Source organism: Pseudomonas sp. BP6, from assembly GCF_017875935.1.
Classification (GTDB): Bacteria; Pseudomonadota; Gammaproteobacteria; order Pseudomonadales; family Pseudomonadaceae; genus Aquipseudomonas; species Aquipseudomonas putida_Y.
This window is the reverse complement of record NZ_JAGINI010000001.1, coordinates 844709-864208: the sequence shown is the minus strand read 5'-3', so window position 1 is coordinate 864208 and position 19500 is coordinate 844709. Positions and strand designations below refer to the sequence as shown.

Below are 19500 nucleotides of genomic sequence, written 5' to 3'. Positions count from 1 at the left end.
GTAAACCCGCTCCTACACCGAGAGGCGATCCATTGTAGGAGCGGGTTTACCCGCGAAAGGACCGGTACAGGCAATCGACAGACCTAGGCCAACCGCGCCCTGCGGGCCCGCCAGCTGGCCACCAGCGAGGGCCCCAGCGCTACCAGCGCCGAACCGAACACCACCGTGACCGCCCCCACATAGCCCAGGGCGTTGATGTCCTCGGCATGCACATAGTCAGGCCACACCCATGCTGCCAGCGCCACCGCAACGAAGGTCACCAACGGGGTCAGCGCCAGCGTGGCACTTACCCGCGACGCCTCCCAGTGCGCCAGCGCTTCGGCGAACGCGCCGTACGCCACCAGGGTGTTCAGGCAACAGGCCAGCAGCAGCCAGCCTTGCACCGGGGTCAGTTGCAAGACCTCCAGCGGGTGCACCCAAGGTGTCAGCAACCCAGCGCAGCTGAGGTAGATCACCATCATCACCTGCTGCGAGTGCCACACGGTCAGCAACTGCTTCTGGCTCAGGGCGTAGAACACCCAGATGCTGGTCGCCAGCAAGATGGTCAACACGCCGGTGGTATAGGCACCCAGTGAAGTCAGCAGCTCTTCCAGGCGCTGGTTGAAGAACAGGCCAAACCCTGCCAGCAGCACCAACAGCCCCATGCCCTGCCCCACACTGAAGCGCTCGCGGAACACGAACACGCTGGCCACCAGCAACAGCACCGGGCCGATCTGTACCACCAGTTGTGCGGTACCCGGGCTAAGCAGTTTGAGACCGATCAGGTAGAGCACGTAGTTGCCCATCAGGCCGAGCACCGCAACCAGCACCAGGCCCTTGCCCCTGGGCGCCAGCTTGCGGATGGACGGCAAACGCCGCTGAGCCGCCAGCCAGGCGAACAGCAGGCCGCCGGAGACCAGCAGCCGGTACCAGGTGACAGTGATCGGGTCGACCACTTGCAGTACCTGCTTGAGCTTGATCGGCAGGATGCCCCAGAGCAGCGCTGTCAGAAGTGCCAGGAACAGCCCATAGCCCCAGCGGCCAGAAGTGGTGTGCATAAAATCCTCGATCAAGCCCGTAGTGGGGGTTGTTGAATTCTACGGGGTTGGAGGACGGGGACGGTGGAGAGTGCCGAGAAAAGAATTCATCAGGTCATTCTTTTGGGGCATGGCTGGGGGGAGGTGTTGCCTGTGCTGGCCTCTTCGCGGGTAAACCCGCTCCTACGGGAGCGTGAGCTGCGCCCCGGTGTTGGATTTTTTGTCCAACATCCGGGGCGCAGCTCAGCACGCGATCCCCGGTAGGAGCGGGTTTACCCGCGAAAGGGCCAGAACAGGCAACCTCACCTTCGGCTATTTCTTGTGCTTGGCAAACGCCGCCTCAAGCGCCTCGTTGATGGTGCGCACCACCTTCACCCGCGCCCAGCGCTTGTCATTGGCTTCCACCAGCGTCCATGGGGCAATCTCGTTGCTGGTGCGGTCGACCATGTCGCCCACAGCCTGGGAGTATTCGTCCCACTTGTCGCGGTTGCGCCAGTCATCCTCGGTGATCTTGTAGCGTTTGAACGGAATCTGCTCACGCTCTTCGAAACGCTCCAGTTGGGTTTGCTGATCGATCGCCAGCCAGAACTTCACCACCACCACGCCCGCATCCACCAACTGCTCTTCAAAGTCGTTGATCTCGCTGTAGGCACGCATCCAGTCGGCCGGGCTGCAGAAGCCTTCCACCCGCTCCACCAGCACCCGGCCATACCAGGAGCGGTCGAAGATGGTGAACTTGCCACGTGCCGGGATGTGCCGCCAGAACCGCCATAGGTAGGGCTGGGCGCGCTCTTCTTCAGTGGGTGCGGCAATCGGCACGATGCGGTACTGACGCGGATCCAGCGCCGCCGCCACGCGACGGATGGCGCCCCCCTTGCCGGCGGCGTCGTTGCCTTCGAACACCGCCACCAGCGCGTGCCGGCGCATGCGCTTGTCACGCAGCAGGCCGGCCAGGCGGGCCTGTTCGGTGATCAACTGTTCCTGGTAGTCGGCCTTGTCCAGCCGCAATGTCATGTCCAGGGCGCCAAGCAGGCTGCGGTCGTCGATGCTATGGCTCAATGGGGCCACGTTGCCCTGGTGCTTGCCCTTGGGGTTATTGGTCAGCGCGGCCTGCAGGCTTTCCAGCAGAATGCGCCCCACCGCCAGGCTGCGGTAATTCGGGTCTACCCCCTCGATGATGTGCCATGGCGCATAGTCGCGGCTGGTGCGGCGCAGCACGCGCTCACCAAAGCGCACGAAACGGTCGTAGGTTTGCGATTGCTGCCAATCCAGCGGGCTGATCTTCCAGCTGTGCAGCGGGTCGTCCTTGAGCGATTTCAGCCTCGCCTTCATCTGCTTCTTGGACAGGTGGAACCAGAACTTGATGATCAGCGCACCTTCATCGCAAAGCATCTCCTCCAGGCGTTCGGCACCGGTAATGGCCTGATCGAGGACGGCATCCTTGAACACCCCGTGCACACGCCCCTGCAGCATCTGGCTGTACCAGTTGCCAAAGAACACCCCCATCCGCCCCTTGGGCGGCAAGGCCCGCCAGTAACGCCAGGCGGGCGGGCGGGCCAGCTCTTCGTCGGTCTGCTGGTCGAAGGTGAGCACATCGATCATGCGCGGGTCCATCCACTCGTTGAGCAGTTTTACCGTCTCACCCTTGCCGGCGCCTTCAATGCCGTTGATCAGCACGATCACCGGAAAACGCGCTTGCTGCTTGAGTTCGTACTGGGCTTCGAGCAGGGCCTCGCGTAAAGCGGGTACCTCGGCGTCGTAAGCCTCCTTGTCGATGCTGTGGCCGATTTCGGCAGATTCGAACATGCACTGGCTCCTTCAATGGATAAGCAAGACTAGCGGATTTCATTTCTGCCTGTACGGGCCTCTTCACGAATGAACGCGCTCCCACAGCTCATCCGGATGGCATAAAATCCCGCCATCCGCTGCAACCGAGCCAACCATGCCCACCCTCCTCCAGCACGCCCAGATCGACTGGGATGAACAGGGCCGCCCCCATTCGCGGCACTATGACGACGTCTATTTCGCAGTCAACGAAGGCATCGAAGAAACCAAGCACGTGTTTCTCGGTCAGACCCGCCTGGCCGAACGTTTTGCAAACCTGGCGCCGCATGCTTGTACGGTGATCGGCGAAACCGGCTTTGGCACCGGCATGAATTTTTTCTGCGCCTGGCAGCTGTTTGACCAGCACGCACACAGCGACGCGCGCCTGCACTTCGTCAGCGTCGAAAAGTACCCCCTCGGCCACGCCGACATGGCCCGCGCAGTGAGCTTGTGGCCTGAACTGGCCGCCTATACCGAGCCGCTGCTGGAGCAGTACGTGGCGGTGCACCCGGGCTTTCAGCAGTTCACCTTCGCCGATGGCAGGGTCACCCTGACCCTGTTGATAGGCGATGTGCTGGAACAGCTGCCGCAGCTCGATGCGCAGGTCGATGTGTGGTTCCTCGACGGCTTCGCCCCCGCCAAGAACCCCGACATGTGGACCCCGGCGCTGTTTGCGCAACTGGCGCGGCTATCGCATCCGGACACGGTGCTGGGCACCTTCACCACCACCGGCTGGGTACGCCGCAGCCTGGTCGAAGCCGGCTTCGCCATGAAAAAGGTGCCAGGCATCGGCAAGAAGTGGGAAGTGATGAGCGGCGCCTACGTCGGCCCCCTGCCCGGCCCACACGCGCCGTGGTACGCACGCCTCGCTGCTGCACAGGGGCCGCGCGAGGCGCTGGTGATCGGTGCCGGTCTTGCCGGCAGCAGCAGCGCCGCCAGCCTGGCCCGGCGTGGCTGGCAGGTTACCGTGCTGGAGCGCCACGAAGCCCCAGCCCAGGAAGCTTCGGGCAACCCGCAAGGGGTGCTGTACCTCAAGCTGTCTGCCCATGGCACCGCGCTGTCGCAGATGATCCTGTCCGGGTTCGGCTACACCCGGCGCCAGCTGCAGCGCTTGCAGCGTGGCCGTGACTGGGATGCCTGCGGGGTGCTGCAACTGGCCTTCGACAGCAAGGAGGCCGAACGCCAGGGCAAGCTGGCTGCCGCCTTCGACCGCGGCTTGCTGCACCCGCTGGAGCGCACCGAGGCCGAAGCCATCGCCGGCGTGGCGTTGCCTGGCGGCGGGTTGTTCTACCCCGAAGGTGGCTGGGTGCACCCGCCGGCACTGTGTCAGCAGCAGTTGCAGCACCCAGGTATTCACCTGGTGACCCACCAGGAAGTGCTCGAACTGCGCAAAGTGGGTGAACAGTGGCAGGCCTGGGCTGGCGACCAGCTGTTAGCCAGCGCTCCAGTGGTGGTCCTGGCCGGTGCAGCGGATGTGCGGCGCTTCGCCCCTTGCGCGCAGTTACCACTCAAGCGCATCCGTGGGCAGATCACCCGCTTGCCGGCCACCGCCAGCAGCCAGGCACTGCGTACCGTGGTGTGCGCGGAAGGCTATGTGGCACCGCCGCGCGAGGGTGAACATACACTGGGGGCAAGTTTTGACTTCCACAGTGAGGACCTTGCGCCGACGCTGGCCGAGCACCAGGGCAACCTGGCACTGCTGGACGAAATTTCCGTCGATCTGGCGCAGCGGCTGGGCGTGGCTAAACTGGACGCTGAGCAACTGCAGGGGCGTGCAGCGTTCCGTTGCACCAGCCCGGATTACCTGCCGATCGTCGGGCCGGTCGCCGACGGGCAGGCGTTTGCCGAAGCCTACGCAGTGCTGGGCCGTGATGCACGGCAGGTACCGGATGTGCCCTGCCCTTGGTTGGGCGGGTTGTATGTGAACAGCGGGCACGGCTCACGCGGGTTGATCACGGCGCCGTTGAGTGGCGAGCTGGTGGCGGCCTGGGTATGTGGGGAACCGCTGCCATTGCCGCGGGCGGTGGTGGAGGCCTGCCATCCGAACCGGTTTGGGTTGCGCCGGTTGATTCGAGGGACGTGATAGCATCAAGCTGTATGCCCATCCACTTATAACCAAAAGGTCTAAAACTCTCAAAAAGCAAACATGTCAGTTCATTAAGGTGCCCTAATCCGGGGCATCACCTCCCCAACGGAAAAACCGGTAAGGACTTATGTGCGGATTAGCAGGAGAATTGCGTTTCACCCCCATCGACCAAGCCCCTCGCCCAGCCGACCTGGCTGCGGTAGAGCGCATTACCCATCACCTGGCCCCGCGTGGCCCGGATGCCTGGGGCTTCCATAGCCAGGGCCCGATCGCCCTGGGCCACCGGCGCCTGAAGATCATGGACCTGTCCGACGGCTCGGCGCAGCCGATGGTCGACAACACCCTGGGCCTGTCGTTGGCCTTCAACGGTGCCATCTACAACTTCCCCGAACTGCGCGAGGAACTGCAGGCGCTGGGCTACAGCTTCTGGTCCGACGGCGACACCGAGGTGCTGCTCAAGGGCTACCACGCCTGGGGCGCCGCCCTGCTGCCCAAGCTCAACGGCATGTTTGCCCTGGCCATCTGGGAGCGCGACAACCAGCGCCTGTTCCTGGCCCGCGACCGCCTCGGCGTCAAACCCCTGTACCTGTCGCGCAACGGTGAGCGCCTGCGCTTTGCCTCGACCCTGCCGGCGCTGCTCAAGGGCGGCGACATCGACCCGATGCTCGACCCGGTGGCTCTCAACCACTACCTGAACTTCCATGCCGTGGTACCGGCACCGCGTACCCTGCTGGCCAACGTGCAGAAGCTGGAGCCTGGCACCTGGATGCGCATCGACCAGCATGGCGAAGTGGAACGCCAGGTCTGGTGGCAACTGCACTACGGCCCCCACCCCGACGAGCATGAACTGGACCTGGAAGGCTGGACCACCCGCGTGCTCGACGCTACCCGGGACGCCGTAGCCATCCGCCAACGGGCTGCTGTGGATGTTGGCGTGTTGCTGTCCGGCGGGGTCGATTCCAGCCTGCTGGTCGGCCTGCTGCGCGAAGTGGGGGTGGAAGACCTGTCGACCTTCTCCATCGGCTTCGAGGATGCCGGCGGAGAGCGCGGCGATGAGTTCCAGTACTCTGACCTGATCGCCAGGCACTACGGCACCCGCCATCACCAACTGCGCATTGCCGAACACGAGATCATCGACCAGTTGCCGGCTGCGTTCCGCGCCATGAGCGAGCCGATGGTCAGCCACGACTGCATCGCGTTCTACCTGCTGTCGCGGGAAGTGGCCAAGCACTGCAAGGGCGTACAGAGCGGCCAGGGTGCCGACGAGCTGTTCGCCGGTTACCACTGGTACCCGCAGGTGGACGGCGCCGACGATGCCTATGCGGCCTATCGTGATGCGTTCTTCGACCGCAGCCACGCCGAGTACCGCGACACCGTGCAGGCCCCCTGGCTGCTGGAAACCGATGCCGCCGGCGACTTCGTACGCGAACACTTCGCGCGCCCGGGCGCACCGGCTGCCGTGGACAAGGCCCTGCGCCTGGACAGCACCGTGATGCTGGTCGACGACCCGGTCAAGCGGGTGGACAACATGACCATGGCCTGGGGCCTGGAGGCGCGCACGCCGTTCCTTGATTACCGCCTGGTGGAACTGTCGGCACGCATACCTGCACGCTTCAAGCTGCCCGACGGCGGCAAGCAGGTGCTCAAGCAGGCGGCGCGACGGGTGATCCCGCATGAGGTGATCGACCGCAAGAAGGGTTACTTCCCGGTACCGGGCCTGAAGCATCTGGAAGGTGCCACCCTGGGCTGGGTACGTGAGCTGTTGACCGACCCCAGCCAGGACCGAGGGTTGTTCAACCCGGCCATGCTCGACCGCCTGCTGAGTAACCCGCACGGTCAACTGACGCCATTGCGCGGTTCCAAGCTGTGGCAACTGGCAGCGCTTAACCTGTGGTTGAGCGAACAAGGAATCTGACCGATGAAAGCCCATGAAATCGCTTATGGTCAGCGCCTGCTGCGCGGCCAGGCGCCGTCCTACGAGCGCCTGCAAGCGCGCCTGGCCGGCGACGGCAGCCAGCCCCACGACCAACCGCGTGCCGTGCACTGCGGCTGGGGCCGGCTGCTGATAGGCCACACCTACCCCGACCCGGTTTCCCTGGCCGAGGATTTGCTCGACGAGCACCCGGGCGAACGCGACATCGCCCTGTACGTGGCCGCACCGCAGCAGGTGCTGGCCCAGGCCCCACAGCAGCTGTTCCTCGACCCGTCCGACACCCTGCGCCTGTGGTTCACCGACTATCGCCCGGCGCAGCGGGTATTTCGCGGCTTTCGCGTGCGCCGGGCACAGAACCCCGCCGACTGGCAGGCGATCAACACCCTGTACCAGGCGCGCGGGATGCTCCCCGTCGACGCCGAACTGCTTACCCCCCGGCACTTGGGTGGCCCGGTGTACTGGCTGGCAGAGGACGAAGACAGCGGCTCGGTGATCGGCAGCGTCATGGGCCTGAACCACACCAAGGCGTTCGATGACCCCGAGCACGGCAGCAGCCTGTGGTGCCTGGCGGTGGACCCACACTGCACCCGCCCCGGCGTGGGCGAGGTGCTGGTGCGCCACCTGATCGAACACTTCATGAGCCGTGGCCTGGCCTACCTGGACCTGTCGGTGCTGCACGACAACCGCCAGGCCAAGCGCCTGTACCAGAAACTGGGTTTTCGCAACCTGCCCACCTTCGCCGTCAAGCGCAAGAACGGTATCAACGAGCAGCTGTTCCTCGGGCCCGGCCCGCAGGCCGACCTCAACCCCTACGCACGCATCATCGTTGACGAGGCCCTGCGCCGGGGCATCGAAGTGCAGGTGGACGACGCCGCTGGCGGCCTGTTCACCCTGAGCCTGGGCGGGCGGCGCATTCGCTGTCGGGAATCGCTCAGCGACCTGACCAGTGCCGTGACCATGACCCTGTGCCAGGACAAACGCCTGACCCAGCACGCCCTGCACAACGCCGGGCTGCAGGTGCCCGCGCAACAGCTGGCGGGCAATGCCGATGACAACCTGGCGTTTCTCGACGAGCATGGCGCGGTGGTGGTCAAGCCAGTCGATGGCGAGCAAGGCCAGGGGGTGGCGGTGAACCTGACCTGTATCGACGACATCACCCGTGCCGTGGCGCACGCCCGCCAGTTCGACAGCCGCGTGCTGCTGGAAAGCTTTCATGCCGGGTTCGACCTGCGCATCGTGGTGATCGGCTACGAGGTGGTGGCCGCCGCCATCCGTCACCCGGCGCAGGTGCTGGGCGACGGCAAACACAGCGTGCGCCAGTTGATCGAAGCCCAGAGCCGTCGCCGCCAGGCCGCCACCGGTGGCGAAAGCCGCATTCCGCTGGACGACGAAACCGAGCGCACCTTGCGCGCAGCGAGCGTTGGTTATGACGACGTGCTGCCAGCCGGCCAGCGCCTGGCCGTGCGACGTACGGCCAACCTGCACACCGGCGGCACCCTGGAAGACGTCACCGAACGCCTGCACCCGGTGCTGGCCGATGCTGCCGTGCGCGCGGCACGCGCATTGGAAATTCCGGTGGTGGGGCTGGACTTCATGGTGCGTGATGCCGGGCAGCCGGAGTACGTGATCATCGAGGCCAACGAACGTGCCGGCCTGGCCAACCATGAACCGCAGCCCACGGCCGAGCGTTTTATCGACCTGCTGTTTCCCCATAGCCGGCCTTTGGCGTAAACCCGTGCCGGCCTCTTCGCGGGCAAGCCCGCTCCCACAGGGATATCACCGCCCTTGAAGGTGGCGCTGTACCTGTAGGAGCGGGTTTACCGGCGAAGGCAGCGCTGTACCTGTAGGAGCGGGCTTGCCCGCGAAGAGGCCAGCACAGGAGTAAAGGAGTCCCCAACATGTCCGAGCGACACCCCGAACCCGATCTCGACTACCTCAAACGCGTGCTGCTGGAAATGCTCGCCATCCCCAGCCCCACCGGCTTCACCGACACCATCGTGCGCTACGTGGCCGAACGCCTTGACGAACTGGGCATCCCCTTCGAGCTGACCCGCCGCGGCACCATTCGCGCCACCCTCAAAGGCCGGCAGGCCACCCCCGACCGCGCCGTTTCTGCCCACCTGGATACCATCGGCGCCAGCGTGCGCCAGTTGCAGGACAATGGCCGCCTGGCCCTGGCCCCCGTCGGCTGCTGGTCCAGCCGTTTTGCCGAAGGCAGCCGGGTTAGCGTGTTCACCGATACCGGGGTATTCCGTGGCAGCGTGCTGCCGCTGATGGCCAGCGGGCATGCCTTCAACACGGCCATCGACCAGATGCCGATCAGCTGGGATCACGTGGAAGTGCGCCTGGATGCCTACTGCGCCACGCGCGCCGACTGTGAGGCACTGGGCGTGAGCATTGGGGATTTCGTGGCCTTCGACCCCTTGCCCGAGTTCACCGAAAGCGGCCACATCAGCGCCCGTCACCTGGACGACAAGGCTGGCGTGGCCGCATTGCTGGCGGCATTGAAGGCGGTGGTGGAAAGCGGTCGCCAGCCGCTGATCGACTGCCACCCGCTGTTCACCATCACCGAGGAGACCGGCTCGGGAGCAGCCGGCGCCCTGCCCTGGGACGTCAGCGAGTTCGTCGGCATCGACATCGCCCCGGTGGCGCCTGGGCAGGCTTCCAGCGAGCATGCGGTCAGTGTGGCCATGCAGGACTCGTCGGGGCCTTACGACTACCACCTGTCCCGGCACCTGCTGAAACTGGCCGGTGACCACGACTTGCCGGTGCGGCGCGACCTGTTCCGCTATTACTTCAGCGATGCCCATTCGGCGGTGACTGCCGGGCACGACATTCGTACCGCGCTGGTGGCCTTTGGTTGCGATGCCACCCATGGTTACGAACGCACCCATATCGACAGCCTGGCAGCGCTGAGCCGGTTGTTGTCAGCCTACCTGCTGAGCCCGCCAGTGTTTGCCAGCGACTCGCAGCCGGCCAATGCATCGCTCGAGCGCTTCAGCCACCAACTGGAGCATGATGCGCAGATGGAAAGCGACACGCGGGTACCGGCGGTGGACAGCCTGATCGGAAACAAAGGCTAAACGCCCACGGGGCTGCAAAGCGGCCCCTACACCTCGAATGTTTCGCGTAGCATGCCCAGACCTATTTCAGACACCACCCGACCATGCTGATCCCCTACGACCAATTGCAAGCCGAAACCCTGACCCGCCTGATCGAGGACTTCGTCACCCGCGACGGCACTGACAACGGCGACGACACCCCGCTGGAAACCCGCGTGCTGCGGGTACGCCAGGCGTTGGCCAAAGGCCAGGCTTTCATCCTTTTCGACCTGGAAAGCCAGCAATGCCAGTTGCTGGCCAAGCATGATGTGCCCCGCGAGCTGCTCGAATAGCAGGCAAGGCCTGTTCAGGCCTTGCTCTGCTTGGACGCCTTGATGCGCTTGTGAACTTCGGCTCGATGCACCGGCACCTCACGCGGAGCATCCACACCAAAGCGCACCACGCCGTCCCGGGTCTCCACCACGACGATCCGGATATCATCGCCAATCATGATGACCTCCCCCACTTCGCGCCCAATTACCAGCATGTTCCGATCCTCCTGCGAAAGGGAAAACCGGAGCCTGCCCCGTAGGTATTCAGCTACTCAATAGCTCCACTGCGATTCAGAAGCCCCTTACGCTTTTGAGTAACTTCTCCTACAGACCAATCATCGCGACTGGGCTTTTGCCCGCATTTTCACTGCCATTTCGGCCATCTCGTCATACAGCCGCTCAGGGGCCTGGCGTTTCAGTTGCCAGGCCTGGCGCCCTGCCTCATGGGGCAGGATGAGGAACTCGCCTGCAGCGACCTGCTGATGGATATAATCGGCAATGTCCGCCGCACTGATCGGCGAACCTTCAAGCAGCTTGCCAACCTGTGCCTTCATCGCCGGGTTCGGCCCGCGGAACGAGTCCAGCAGGTTGGTCTGGAAGAACGACGGGCACACCACGTGCACCGCCACCTCAATCTGGCGCAACTCCACCAGCAGGCTTTCCGACAATGCCAGCACGCCGGCCTTGGCCACGTTGTAGTTGCTCATGCCCGGGCCCTGCATCAGTGCAGCCATCGAGGCGATGTTGATAATGCGCCCCTTGCTGCGCTCCAGCAGCGGCAGGAACGCCTTGCAACCCTTGACCACGCCCATCAGATTGACGGCGATCTGCCAGTCCCAGTCTTCCAGCGACAGCTCGGCGAAGAACCCGCCCGAAGCGATGCCGGCGTTGTTGACGATCACATCGACCCCACCGAACTTCTCTTCGCAGGCCTGGGCAAGGGCCGTCAGCTGGCTATAGTCGCGCACATCGCAGCGCTGGACGAAGCCGCGGCCACCGGCCTGGTGAACCTGCTCCAGCGTTTCGCGCAGGCCGGTTTCGTTGACATCGGCCAGTGCCAGGCGCCAGCCCTCACGCGCCCAGCGCAGGGCGATCTCGCGGCCGAGGCCAGACCCGGCGCCGGTGATCATGATGCGTTTTTGCATGGTCGCAGGCCTTGTTCTGACAAGTAGTCCGGTGAGTCTAATCAAGGCGTCGCCATCCGGCAGGATTCATCAGGGTAGTGAATGGGCGGGCATGACCGGGTAGGCGGCTGCACGGGGATGGAATCTTTACCAACCCGCACCGGTCCGAATTATCGAGAGGCCAGCATTCTCAGGCTCTTGCCCCCTAATCACGCAAGGACTTTGACATGACCACGATCCTTATCATCATCCTGATTCTGCTGCTGATCGGTGGCTTACCGGTCTTCCCCCACTCGCGCAGCTGGGGCTATGGCCCTTCCGGCATAATCGGCGTGGTGTTGGTGATTCTGCTGGTACTACTGTTGCTTGGGATGATATGACGCGCTGCGGACAGTCACTTCAGACAATCACTTGAGGCGAGTGGCAAGCGAGTCGCCTGCATGAAATAAAAAACGCCCCGACTTGCGGGGCGTTTTTCAGTGCAGGTTAATGACGTTAGTGCGAGACCGCCCCGCTGGCACCCAGGCCAGTCTGTGAACGCACGAACTGCGGGAAGAACAGCGCGCGCTCATCCTCAGCCGCCTTGGACTTGTCGGTGACCGAGAAGAACCAGATGCTGACGAAGGCAATGGCCATCGAGAACAGCGCCGGGTACTCGTACGGGTAGATTGGCTTCTCGTGGCCGAGAATCTGTACCCAGATGGTCGGGCCAAGGATCATCAGCGTCACCGCACTCACCAGGCCCAGCCAGCCGCCGATCATGGCGCCGCGGGTGGTCAGCTTCTTCCAGTACATCGAAAGCAGCAGTACCGGGAAGTTGCAGCTGGCCGCAATGGAGAACGCCAGGCCGACCATGAAGGCGATGTTCTGCTTCTCGAACAGAATCCCCAGACCGATCGCCAGCACGCCCAGGGCGACAGTGGTGATCTTCGATACGCGGATCTCGTCCTTGTCGTTGGCTTTGCCCTTGCGCCAGACGCTGGCGTACAGGTCGTGGGACACCGCCGAGGCACCGGCCAGGGTCAGGCCAGCCACCACCGCCAGGATGGTGGCGAAGGCCACCGCCGAGATGAAGCCGAGGAACACACTGCCACCCACCGCATTGGCCAGGTGCACCGCGGCCATGTTGTTGCCGCCCAGCAGGGCGCCTGCGGCGTCCTTGAAGTCCGGGTTGGTGCTGACCAGCAGGATCGCGCCAAAGCCGATGATGAAGGTGAGGATGTAGAAGTAGCCGATGAAGCCTGTGGCGTACAGCACGCTCTTGCGCGCTTCCTTGGCGTCACTGACGGTGAAGAAGCGCATCAGGATGTGCGGCAGGCCGGCAGTACCGAACATCAGTGCCAGGCCCAGGGAGAACGCCGAGATCGGGTCCTTGACCAGGCCGCCGGGGCTCATGATCGCCTCACCCTTGGCGTGTACCTTGATCGCTTCGGTGAACAGCGTGTTGAAGTCAAAGCCCACGTGCTTCATCACCATCAGCGCCATGAAACTGGCACCGGACAGCAGCAGCACAGCCTTGATGATCTGTACCCACGTGGTGGCCAGCATGCCGCCGAACAGCACGTACAGGCACATCAGGATACCCACCAGAACCACCGCCACATGGTAGTCCAGGCCGAACAGCAGCTCGATCAGCTTGCCGGCACCGACCATTTGCGCGATCAGGTAGAACGCCACCACCACCAGCGAACCGGAGGCAGACAGGGTGCGGATTTCCTTTTGCCCGAGGCGGTACGAGGCCACGTCGGCGAAGGTGTACTTGCCCAGGTTGCGCAAGCGTTCGGCAATCAGGAAAAGAATGATCGGCCAGCCGACCAGGAAGCCGATCGAGTAGATCAGGCCGTCGTAACCAGAGGTGAACACCAGTGCGGAAATACCCAGGAACGAGGCGGCTGACATGTAGTCGCCAGCAATCGCCAGACCGTTCTGGAAGCCGGTGATCTTGCCGCCGGCAGCGTAATAGTCCGATGCCGACTTGTTGCGTTTGGAGGCCCAGTAGGTGATGCCGAGCGTGAAGGCGACGAAGGCCACGAACATGGCGATGGCGGAAACGTTCAGCGGTTGTTTCTGCACCTCGCCGGTCAGGGCATCGGCGGCCCACACAGCGGGTGCAAAAGCTCCGCAGGCCAGTACGGCCAGGGCTTTGACAGGGCGAATCATTGTTGCGCCTCCTTCAGGATTTCCTTGTTCAGCTCATCGAATTCGCCGTTGGCGCGGCGCACGTAGATGGCGGTCAGGACGAATGCCGAAACGATCAGACCGACGCCCAGGGGAATGCCCCAGGTAATCGATGACTCAGGGCTGAGCTTGGCGCCCAGCACATGGGGACCGTAGGCGATCAGGAGGATGAAGGCGCAATACAGGCCGAGCATGATCGCCGAGAGAATCCAGGCGAACCGCTCGCGTTTGGTGACCAGCTCCTTGAAACGGGGGCTGTTTTGTATCGAGAGGTAAATGCTGTCGTTCATTGTTTTTGTCCTAGCAGCACAGATACGGGATGGAACCCACGCCCTTACTTTATGCTGCCGATGGACGCCAACCAGACGACCTTAGTCTTAGATGCAACAGTGTTTTACCGATTGCGTAACAACGTGAAAACCTGTTCGCGGGTAAACCCGCTCCTACAAGGGCTTGCACAGGCCTGTAGGAGCGGGTTTACCCGCGAAGAAACAACATTGGCCCTGGAAGGCTTTTACTTGCCAGTCCACTCCTTCACACGATCAGGGTGCTTGGCTACCCAGTCCTTGGCCGCCGCTTCAGGCTTGGCCCCTTCCTGGATCGCCAGCATCACCTCGCCAATCTCGTCCTTGGACTGCCAGTTGAACTTCTTCAGGAACTCCGCCACTTCCGGTGCCTTGGCTGCCAGTTCCTTGCTGCCGATGCTGTTCACGGTTTCTGCCGCGCCATACACGCCTTTCGGGTCTTCGAGGAACTTCAGCTTCCACTTGGCGAACATCCAGTGCGGAACCCAACCGGTCACCGCAATCGACTGCTGCTTGGCATAGGCGCGGCCCAGCTCCGCAGTCATCGCCGCGCCCGAGCTGGCCTGCAACTTGTAACCCGTCAGGTCATAGTCCTTGATCGCCTGGTCGGTCTTGAGCATCACACCGGAGCCTGCGTCGATGCCGACAATTCTGTCCTTGAAGGTATTGTCGGTCTTGAGGTCGGCGATGCTCACTGCCTTGACGTATTCGGGGACGATCAGGCCGATCTTGGCGTCCTTGAAGTTAGGGCCGTAGTCGACCACGTTGTCCTTGTTCTTGGCCCAGTACTCACCATGGGTCACCGGCAACCAGGCCGACAACATGGCATCGAGTTTTCCAGTTGCCACACCCTGCCACATGATCCCCGTGGCCACGGCCTGCAGCTTCACGTCGTAGCCGAGTTTTTGCTTGATTACTTCGGCGGCCACGTTGGTGGTCGCCACGCTGTCGGCCCAACCATCCACGTAACCAATGCTTACTTCTTTGGCCATAGCCTGTGCAGCGCTCATGGCCATTACCAGGGCGGTGCCCACACCCAGTAAACGTCGCATTTTCTTCAAAGTTGCCATCAAAGCATCCCCTCGTCAGGTCTTGGAGATTGCATCATCGTCCTGCAACACAAGTCGACCTGATCCAGCTGCGACCTATACCCGCCCCATATGCGACAGCACTATGCCATTAGCGCCATCGGTCGGCATCGGTCTGCGCGATCCTTGCATGCCAAAGGTTTGGCGCCGGGCTACTATCCAGCCTTTTGTACCAGACGATGGACCGCCCGATGCCCAGTTGTAGCCGCCTGTTGTTACCGTTGTACCTGCTTGCCTGCCTGCTGGCCCTGCTCGGGCTGGGGGGGCTCTGGTACGGGCTGGGCAAGCCGGTGCACCTGCCCGATGCGGCCAGCCCTGCGCACAAACTGCAATGCGCCTCGTACACGCCGTTCGACAAAGACCAGTCGCCTTATGACCAGCCGTTTCGCCTGCGACCGACGCGGATGGACGCCGACCTGGCGTTACTGGCCGAGCGGTTTCAGTGCATCCGTACCTATTCCATGAGCGGTCTTGAGGCAATCCCGGCGCTGGCACGCAAGCATGGCCTGAAGGTGATGCTGGGCGCCTGGGTGAACGCACACCCGGCCAACACCGAGAAGGAAATCAACCTGCTGATCGCCGCTGCCAACGCCAACCCTGACGTGGTCAGCGCGGTGATCGTCGGCAATGAGACACTGTTGCGCAAGGAGGTGACCGGTGCCCACCTGGCCAAATTGATCGCGCGGGTGAAGCGCCAGGTCAAGGTGCCCGTGACCTACGCCGATGTCTGGGAGTTCTGGCTGCAGCACCCGCAGGTGGCCCCGGCAGTGGACTTCCTGACCATCCATCTGCTGCCCTACTGGGAGGACGACCCGCGTGGCATCGACGATGCCTTGGCCCACGTTGCCGATGTGCGCCGTGTGTTCGGCACACGCTTCGCGCCCAAGGACATACTGATTGGCGAAACCGGCTGGCCCAGCGAAGGCCGCCAGCGTGAAACCGCGGTGCCCAGCCGGGTCAATGAGGCGCGCTTCATCCGTGGCTTTGTGGCCATGGCCGAGCGCAATGGCTGGCACTACAACCTGATCGAAGCCTTCGATCAACCTTGGAAACGCGTCAATGAGGGCGCAGTGGGGGGTTACTGGGGGCTATACGACGCGGACCGGCAGGACAAGGGCGTGCTCGAAGGGCCAGTGAGCAACCTGCATGACTGGCCGCAGTGGCTGCTGGCCAGCGCCGTGCTGATGGTGATCATGCTGGCGCTGGCCGGGCGCCCCGCTACACCGATGGCGGCCTTGCTGCTGCCATTGCTGGCGGCGTTTGGCGCCGCTTGCCTGGGCCTGTGGGGCGAGTTGATGCGTACTCATGCGCGCTTTGCCGGGGAATGGTTGTGGGCACTGATGCTGGCCGGGCTGAACCTGCTGGTGCTGGCCCATGCGTTGTTGGCGCTGGCGCGGCGGGCCGGCTGGCGTGAGCGCTTGTTCACCTGGCTTCAGGTGCGAGCCGGCTGGCTGTTGCTGACGGCGGGCTTTGCTGCGGCGGTGAGCATGCTGGCAATGGTGTTCGACCCGCGCTACCGCAGCTTCCCCAGTGCGGCCCTGGCGTTGCCGGCGCTGGTGTATGTGCTGTGGCCGGTGCGGGCACGGCGGGCGGAGGTGGCGTTGCTGGCATTCATCGTCGGCGCCGGAGTGGCGCCGCAGTTGTTCGTGGAAGGGCTGGAGAACCAGCAGGCCTGGGGCTGGGCGGTGGTGAGTGTGCTGATGACGGCGGCGTTGTGGCGCAGCTTGCGGATGCGCCAGGCTTGATACTGCATATCCCTCAAGCCCAGCGCGGACCTTGTGTGGCCTTGTGTCGCGAAAGGGGCGCGCAGCGGCCCCAGCAATTTTTGCTGTGAAGCTTTAACCCTGCCTTTCGCGACACAAGGCCGCTCCCACAGGTACGCGCAGCTGCTTACAATGGGGGTTGCCTGACCAGGCGCAACCCCGCCAGTACCAGCGCAAACACCGCAATGCTGGCGGTGTACAGCACCAGCGCCGGCACCGCGAACACCAACGCCAACACTGCCAGCCACCAGCCGGCACGCGCGGAAACGAACTGGGCCAGTAATGCAAGGCCCAGCCCGCCCCAGGCCATTACCTGATAGTGAATGCCCAACCCCAGCAGCGAACGCACCTCGCACTGCCAGTACGCCGTCGGCACTGCGCACAGCCCTACCCACTGGCCATCCTCCATGAGGCCGTAACGCACGCCATAACTGGCCGCAAGCCAGAGCCCCAGAAACAGCACCAGCAACGCCGTCGGCAGCGAACGAGACATCCTGTTCTCCAATAGCGGTAATCGAAAGCATCCATGATCGCTTATGCCCGGTTGTAAGGCAAAATCACACACCGGCAGCTATGTTGCAGATAGCAAGTACGCCAAAGACCACCGCAGCGGGCAACTTTGCCCGCCTGGTTGTGGTCCTAGCCTGCACACTGCTCGACCTTGCGTTCTTTTGGGGGATTACATGCTTCGATCTTTGCGCCTCGCTGCCCTGCTCGGTAGCCTGCTCATGGCTGTGGCCGCTTCAGCGCGGGATATCGACGCTGCCAGCTATGGCTACCCTTTGACCAACCCGTTCGAGGCGACCATCGCCACCACCCCGCCGGACAAGCGCCCTGACTTGCCCAGCGACGATGAAATCAATCAGTCCGATTACAGCCTGAACTTGCGCCCGGAACGTGAGTTCACGTTGCCCGACAACTTCTGGGCAGTGAAGAAGCTCAGGTACCGCCTGGCTCGCCAGGATCGCGAAGCGCCGCTGATCTTCATCATCGCCGGCACCGGCGCGCCCTACAGCAGCAGCATCAATGAATACCTGAAAAAGCTGTTCTACCAGGCCGGCTTCCACGTGGTGCAACTGTCATCGCCCACCAGCTATGACTTCATGAGTGCAGCCTCACGCTTTGCCACCCCCGGCATCAGCCAGGAAGACGCCGAAGACATGTACCGGGTGATGCAGGCCGTGCGCGCCCAGCATCCACGCCTGCCGGTCAGTGACTTCTACCTCACCGGTTACAGCCTGGGTGCGCTCGACGCCGCCTTCGTCAGCCACCTGGACGAGACCCGCCGCAGCTTCAACTTCAAGCGTGTGCTGCTGCTCAACCCACCGGTCAACCTCTACACCTCGATCAACAACCTCGACAAGCTGGTGCAAACCCAGGTCAAGGGCATCGACCGCAGCACCACGTTCTATGAGCTGATGCTGGAAAAACTCACCCGCTACTTCCAGGACAAGGGCTACATCGACCTGAACGACGCCTTGCTGTACGACTTCCAGCAGTCGCGCCAGCACCTGTCCAACGAACAGATGGCCATGCTGATCGGCACCTCGTTCCGCTTCTCGGCAGCCGACATCGCCTTCACTTCCGACCTGATCAACCGCCGCGGCCTGATCATTCCGCCGAAATTCCCGATCACCGAAGGCAGCAGCCTCACGCCGTTCTTCAAGCGCGCCCTGCAGTGCGACTTCGACTGCTACATGACCGAACAGGTGATTCCGATGTGGCGCGCCCGCACCGACGGCAACAGCATCCTGCAATTGGTCAACCAAGTCAGCCTGTATGCCCTGGAAGACTACCTGCGCAGCAGTGACAAGATCGCCGTGATGCACAACGCCGACGACGTCATTCTCGGCCCGGGCGACATTGGCTTTTTGCGCAAGGTGTTCGGTGACCGGCTGACGCTCTACCCCCATGGCGGCCATTGCGGCAACCTCAACTACCGCGTCAACAGTGACGCCATGCTGGAGTTCTTCCGTGGTTAACAAACTCCTCTTCGCCACTGCCCTGCTTGCCGCTGGCCACACCCTGGCCGCCGAAACCGCCCCACGAGCCAGCGTGGTCGAAGCCGACCCACAGGTGAGCAGTACCGCGCCCCTGGCGCCCGAAGCCGATGGCTTCCTCGACCCGCTGCGTGAGCTGAAATTCAACCCTGGGCTGGACCAGCGCGAATTCGAGCGCTCAACCTTGGCGGCGCTTAACGTGTACGACCCGCTGGAGTCGATCAACCGGCGCATCTATCACTTCAACTACCGACTGGACCAATGGGTGCTGCTGCCGCTGGTGAATGGCTACCAGTATGTCACTCCAAGTTTCGTGCGCACGGGGGTGAGCAACTTCTTCAACAACCTTGGCGATGTGCCGAACCTGTTCAACAGCGTGTTGCAGCTCAAAGCCAAGCGCTCTGCAGAAATCACTGCGCGACTGATGTTCAACACGATTATCGGCGTGGGTGGGCTGTGGGATCCGGCGACCAGCATGGGCCTGCCGCGCCAGAGCGAAGACTTTGGCCAGACCCTGGGCTTCTATGGCGTGCCGGATGGGCCGTACCTGATGCTGCCGGTGCTAGGCCCATCGAACCTGCGCGATACCACCGGGCTGGTGGTGGACTATGCGGGAGAGCAGGCAGTCAACTACCTGAACGTGGCTGAAGTCAGCAGCGACCACCCGGAAATCTTCGCCTTGCGCGTGGTGGACAAGCGCTATACGACCAAATTCCGCTATGGCCAGCTCAACTCGCCGTTCGAATATGAAAAGGTGCGGTATGTGTATACCCAGGCGCGCAAGTTGCAGATAGCCGAATAAGCCTGCTG

Annotated in this window: 17 protein-coding genes; 9 read left to right on the top strand and 8 right to left on the bottom strand. The window is 63.1% G+C overall.

Going from position 1 to position 19500, the window contains the following annotated elements:
* Positions 1-83: 83 nt before the first annotated feature.
* A complete protein-coding gene (locus J3A98_RS03935) occupies positions 84-1037 on the bottom strand; it encodes a DMT family transporter (RefSeq protein ID WP_209964143.1) in 954 nt (317 codons plus the stop codon).
* A gap of 291 nt (positions 1038-1328) precedes the next feature.
* Entirely contained in the window at positions 1329-2822 is a 1494-nt protein-coding gene (gene pap, locus J3A98_RS03930) for a polyphosphate:AMP phosphotransferase (RefSeq protein ID WP_209964140.1), read from the bottom strand.
* Between the two features lie 136 nt (positions 2823-2958).
* On the opposite strand from pap, the gene mnmC reads away from it, so the two are divergent.
* The 5 genes from mnmC (at position 2959) to J3A98_RS03905 (ending at position 10253) form a co-directional block, all read left to right on the top strand.
* The gene (gene mnmC, locus J3A98_RS03925; RefSeq protein WP_209964137.1) at positions 2959-4923 is read left to right on the top strand and encodes a bifunctional tRNA (5-methylaminomethyl-2-thiouridine)(34)-methyltransferase MnmD/FAD-dependent 5-carboxymethylaminomethyl-2-thiouridine(34) oxidoreductase MnmC; all 1965 of its coding nucleotides are present in this window, start codon (positions 2959-2961) and stop codon (positions 4921-4923) included.
* Between the two features lie 130 nt (positions 4924-5053).
* Positions 5054-6841, top strand: a complete 1788-nt coding sequence (locus tag J3A98_RS03920; RefSeq protein ID WP_209964134.1) for an N-acetylglutaminylglutamine amidotransferase — start codon at positions 5054-5056, stop codon at positions 6839-6841.
* Positions 6842-6844: 3 nt separating this feature from the next.
* Entirely contained in the window at positions 6845-8590 is a 1746-nt protein-coding gene (gene ngg, locus J3A98_RS03915) for an N-acetylglutaminylglutamine synthetase (protein ID WP_176685035.1), read from the top strand.
* A gap of 167 nt (positions 8591-8757) precedes the next feature.
* The gene (locus J3A98_RS03910; RefSeq protein ID WP_176685034.1) at positions 8758-9942 is read left to right on the top strand and encodes an osmoprotectant NAGGN system M42 family peptidase; all 1185 of its coding nucleotides are present in this window, start codon (positions 8758-8760) and stop codon (positions 9940-9942) included.
* A gap of 83 nt (positions 9943-10025) precedes the next feature.
* A complete protein-coding gene (locus tag J3A98_RS03905) occupies positions 10026-10253 on the top strand; it encodes a YheU family protein (protein ID WP_004575803.1) in 228 nt (75 codons plus the stop codon).
* A 14-nt stretch (positions 10254-10267) separates the two neighbouring features.
* Here the strand turns inward: J3A98_RS03905 and csrA are convergent, their stop codons facing one another.
* Both csrA and J3A98_RS03895 read right to left on the bottom strand, forming a co-directional pair.
* The gene (gene csrA, locus J3A98_RS03900; RefSeq protein WP_176685033.1) at positions 10268-10447 is read right to left on the bottom strand and encodes a carbon storage regulator CsrA; all 180 of its coding nucleotides are present in this window, start codon (positions 10445-10447) and stop codon (positions 10268-10270) included.
* Positions 10448-10567: 120 nt separating this feature from the next.
* A complete protein-coding gene (locus tag J3A98_RS03895) occupies positions 10568-11377 on the bottom strand; it encodes an SDR family oxidoreductase (RefSeq protein ID WP_209964131.1) in 810 nt (269 codons plus the stop codon).
* A gap of 206 nt (positions 11378-11583) precedes the next feature.
* Between J3A98_RS03895 and J3A98_RS03890 the strand changes: the two genes are divergently transcribed.
* Positions 11584-11736, top strand: coding sequence for a DUF3309 family protein (locus J3A98_RS03890; protein ID WP_003252624.1), 153 nt, complete (start codon positions 11584-11586; stop codon positions 11734-11736).
* Between the two features lie 115 nt (positions 11737-11851).
* Here the strand turns inward: J3A98_RS03890 and J3A98_RS03885 are convergent, their stop codons facing one another.
* The 3 genes from J3A98_RS03885 to J3A98_RS03875 all read right to left on the bottom strand — a co-directional run bounded on the left by J3A98_RS03885 (position 11852) and on the right by J3A98_RS03875 (position 14909).
* The gene (locus J3A98_RS03885; RefSeq protein WP_176685031.1) at positions 11852-13516 is read right to left on the bottom strand and encodes a cation acetate symporter; all 1665 of its coding nucleotides are present in this window, start codon (positions 13514-13516) and stop codon (positions 11852-11854) included.
* Positions 13513-13824 (bottom strand): DUF485 domain-containing protein, encoded by a 312-nt coding sequence (locus J3A98_RS03880; RefSeq protein WP_010952786.1) that lies wholly within the window; start codon positions 13822-13824, stop codon positions 13513-13515. The genes J3A98_RS03885 and J3A98_RS03880 overlap by 4 nt, the downstream gene beginning before the upstream one ends.
* Positions 13825-14048: 224 nt before the next feature.
* Positions 14049-14909, bottom strand: coding sequence for a glycine betaine ABC transporter substrate-binding protein (locus J3A98_RS03875; RefSeq protein WP_176685030.1), 861 nt, complete (start codon positions 14907-14909; stop codon positions 14049-14051).
* Positions 14910-15106: 197 nt separating this feature from the next.
* Here J3A98_RS03875 and J3A98_RS03870 point away from each other — a divergent pair, with 197 nt between their 5' ends.
* Entirely contained in the window at positions 15107-16672 is a 1566-nt protein-coding gene (locus J3A98_RS03870) for a beta (1-6) glucans synthase (protein WP_209964127.1), read from the top strand.
* A gap of 145 nt (positions 16673-16817) precedes the next feature.
* Here the strand turns inward: J3A98_RS03870 and J3A98_RS03865 are convergent, their stop codons facing one another.
* Positions 16818-17183 carry a hypothetical protein gene (locus J3A98_RS03865; RefSeq protein WP_176685028.1) on the bottom strand — a complete coding sequence of 122 codons (366 nt, stop codon included), beginning with the start codon at positions 17181-17183 and terminating at the stop codon, positions 16818-16820.
* Positions 17184-17373: 190 nt separating this feature from the next.
* On the opposite strand from J3A98_RS03865, the gene J3A98_RS03860 reads away from it, so the two are divergent.
* Positions 17374-18672 (top strand): serine/threonine protein kinase, encoded by a 1299-nt coding sequence (locus J3A98_RS03860; RefSeq protein ID WP_176685027.1) that lies wholly within the window; start codon positions 17374-17376, stop codon positions 18670-18672.
* Complete coding sequence (locus J3A98_RS03855) at positions 18665-19492, top strand: VacJ family lipoprotein (protein WP_176685026.1); 828 nt, start codon at positions 18665-18667, stop codon at positions 19490-19492. The genes J3A98_RS03860 and J3A98_RS03855 overlap by 8 nt, the downstream gene beginning before the upstream one ends.
* Positions 19493-19500 lie beyond the last annotated feature (8 nt).

What these genes read in the sequence shown, in the direction of transcription:
- J3A98_RS03865 (WP_176685028.1), bottom strand. Translation starts at nt 17,183, where the DNA reads ATGTCTCGTTCGCTGCCGACGGCGTTGCTGGTGCTGTTTCTGGGGCTC.
- J3A98_RS03935 (WP_209964143.1), bottom strand. Translation starts at nt 1,037, where the DNA reads ATGCACACCACTTCTGGCCGCTGGGGCTATGGGCTGTTCCTGGCACTT.
- mnmC (WP_209964137.1), top strand. Translation starts at nt 2,959, where the DNA reads ATGCCCACCCTCCTCCAGCACGCCCAGATCGACTGGGATGAACAGGGC.
- J3A98_RS03895 (WP_209964131.1), bottom strand. Translation starts at nt 11,377, where the DNA reads ATGCAAAAACGCATCATGATCACCGGCGCCGGGTCTGGCCTCGGCCGC.
- J3A98_RS03875 (WP_176685030.1), bottom strand. Translation starts at nt 14,909, where the DNA reads ATGGCAACTTTGAAGAAAATGCGACGTTTACTGGGTGTGGGCACCGCC.
- J3A98_RS03905 (WP_004575803.1), top strand. Translation starts at nt 10,026, where the DNA reads ATGCTGATCCCCTACGACCAATTGCAAGCCGAAACCCTGACCCGCCTG.
- csrA (WP_176685033.1), bottom strand. Translation starts at nt 10,447, where the DNA reads ATGCTGGTAATTGGGCGCGAAGTGGGGGAGGTCATCATGATTGGCGAT.
- J3A98_RS03880 (WP_010952786.1), bottom strand. Translation starts at nt 13,824, where the DNA reads ATGAACGACAGCATTTACCTCTCGATACAAAACAGCCCCCGTTTCAAG.
- ngg (WP_176685035.1), top strand. Translation starts at nt 6,845, where the DNA reads ATGAAAGCCCATGAAATCGCTTATGGTCAGCGCCTGCTGCGCGGCCAG.
- J3A98_RS03870 (WP_209964127.1), top strand. Translation starts at nt 15,107, where the DNA reads ATGGACCGCCCGATGCCCAGTTGTAGCCGCCTGTTGTTACCGTTGTAC.
- J3A98_RS03910 (WP_176685034.1), top strand. Translation starts at nt 8,758, where the DNA reads ATGTCCGAGCGACACCCCGAACCCGATCTCGACTACCTCAAACGCGTG.
- J3A98_RS03890 (WP_003252624.1), top strand. Translation starts at nt 11,584, where the DNA reads ATGACCACGATCCTTATCATCATCCTGATTCTGCTGCTGATCGGTGGC.
- J3A98_RS03885 (WP_176685031.1), bottom strand. Translation starts at nt 13,516, where the DNA reads ATGATTCGCCCTGTCAAAGCCCTGGCCGTACTGGCCTGCGGAGCTTTT.
- pap (WP_209964140.1), bottom strand. Translation starts at nt 2,822, where the DNA reads ATGTTCGAATCTGCCGAAATCGGCCACAGCATCGACAAGGAGGCTTAC.
- J3A98_RS03920 (WP_209964134.1), top strand. Translation starts at nt 5,054, where the DNA reads ATGTGCGGATTAGCAGGAGAATTGCGTTTCACCCCCATCGACCAAGCC.
- J3A98_RS03860 (WP_176685027.1), top strand. Translation starts at nt 17,374, where the DNA reads ATGCTTCGATCTTTGCGCCTCGCTGCCCTGCTCGGTAGCCTGCTCATG.